Origin of the sequence: Virgibacillus sp. AGTR, from assembly GCF_016919725.2 — a bacterium.
GTDB lineage: Bacteria > Bacillota > Bacilli > Bacillales > Amphibacillaceae > Virgibacillus > Virgibacillus salarius.
Map to the genome: position 1 here is coordinate 1 of NZ_JAJERH010000148.1, position 1,831 is coordinate 1,831.

The following is a 1,831-nucleotide window of genomic DNA, read 5'->3' on the forward strand; positions in this document are numbered from 1 at the left end:
TGTGCCTATACCCAATCTGTTTTTTCTGGCAGAAAAATAGAAGGCTTACTTAAAGATAGTGTACCTTCATGACTTTGAAAGTGGAGAAACTTTTTCATGAAGTCATAGAACGGGCAAAGGGTATTAAAGCAAAAGATCAAATAAAAATGCATCTATACCATTTTTCAGCGGGGATGAAGGCAATACTCGAAAAGGACGTTGGTATTCAGCACTTCAAATACATAGAAAAACCAAAAAGTCCTCACCAGCTTGAATGAACACTTTGAATTTGGCAATTAAATAGACAGAAAAAAACGTACTTCTGGGTATGTTTATTTGCGCTGAAAAAAAGCAACTAATCTAAGTGAAATTCTGGAGCCTCCTCTATCAAAACCAAAAATGATACATGACTAACCTTTAGATCTTGGAAAATCGGTAAACTTAAAATGTTCTTTCAGTTGACATTCGAGGAAATATCTGTTTCAAAAAAACTGTTCAAATGACCAGTTTCCCGCATAGGAAACCCTAAGTTTCCGCTAAATCCTGTAGACATATTTGCGACAAAGCTATGGTCTGCATGAACCCTGGAATCGGTCATACACTGAATGCAGGTATTTTGGCGCCGTATATTCCTACTTTATAATCAAAATTTTCTGTGCGATGGTTATAGAAAATTCTTCTTACAGAAGCCATGTAAGGGATAATATTATCCTTACTTCAAAATCATATGCGTCGTAATCAACAACGAAATAAATAGTTGTTCCAGGAGGGAATCCTAATTCGTAAGCTTTGTTCATAGCGATGATTGATTCTATACAGTCTACTTCAATATGACCATCTATAAACTTTAAGATATTTTAAACTTTGGTTTACTTTTTAAGAAAATACACTCTTTCTATTAATAGATGTACATCAAATAAATAATCATTAGGAGGAATGTTATTATGTCTTGTAAAAGCACATCAATCGTTGCAGGTGGAACAGGTCGTGTTTGTATTTCATCAGCCCCAGGAACAATTGGAATTGATTTTTATTTAGAAGGAAGCCACATCTGGTATAACTGGAAGATGTCACTCCAGCGTTACACAAACGGCAGATGGTCAACCATTGATACGAGAAATGGCTATGTAAGCCCAGATAGCCCATCCCACAGAAGTTTCACCAATATTGCCGCTAAAAATGCTCAGATGAGAGTGAAAATTGACTTAATGAATCCAAGCGAAGTCTTCACTAGCATTTATTCTCCACAAATAAAATTTTAGTGGAGAAACTCATAGGAATTAGTTCTCTGGAACAGAAGGAACACTTGAATGGTGTTCCTTCTGTCTTATTGCATTGAATAATAGTACATGTCTTCCGTTGCGAAATAAATTGGTGCTTCAATTAAATCTGTAGTAAGATGGTTCATAGGGAAGACCTCTTTTCTGTGAATTTTGTGTGCTAACTTTATTCTACAAAAAGGGTCTTCCTTTTTCTATGAACTTGTTTAATTGGTATTTCTATTTACACAAAATATTTTACACTCTCAACTACTTATATCAATTTAAATAAATAAGCTTTTTCCAAAGGGGGGTTAAATTTTCTTTTAATAACTCTAAACCCTATTGGAATCTATATCAAGCCATGAACCATAAGTCGGTCTGTTGTTTCAAACCCAAGATACTGGGTATTATAAAGGTATATATGAATCATTAATATATCGGTATTAGATGAATACGGGAATACGAAGTAAAGAAGCAAATGAAGGTTATAAGTGAGGTTATGAAACATTGAAAGTGAGCCTGGTTTCCTTTCGAAATATATATGCTTTAAGCTCTTCAGCTGTATGTTTATTTGAACGCACAAAATACCT

The 1,831-nt window shown here is 34.4% G+C and carries 2 protein-coding genes; one reads left to right on the top strand and one right to left on the bottom strand.

Features of this window, described 5'->3' with window-relative positions:
• Positions 1–659: 659 nt before the first annotated feature.
• On the bottom strand, positions 660–776 hold the full coding sequence (locus tag JUJ52_RS23815; RefSeq protein WP_374489225.1) for a glycoside hydrolase domain-containing protein: 117 nt from the start codon (positions 774–776) through the stop codon (positions 660–662).
• Between the two features lie 147 nt (positions 777–923).
• On the opposite strand from JUJ52_RS23815, the gene JUJ52_RS22845 reads away from it, so the two are divergent.
• Positions 924–1,241, top strand: a complete 318-nt coding sequence (locus JUJ52_RS22845; protein ID WP_228089231.1) for a hypothetical protein — start codon at positions 924–926, stop codon at positions 1,239–1,241.
• Positions 1,242–1,831: the final 590 nt, after the last annotated feature.

Excerpts from the sequence above, each read along its gene's own strand:
- JUJ52_RS23815 (WP_374489225.1), bottom strand. The coding sequence starts at position 776 with ATGAACAAAGCTTACGAATTAGGATTCCCTCCTGGAACAACTATTTAT.
- JUJ52_RS22845 (WP_228089231.1), top strand. The coding sequence starts at position 924 with ATGTCTTGTAAAAGCACATCAATCGTTGCAGGTGGAACAGGTCGTGTT.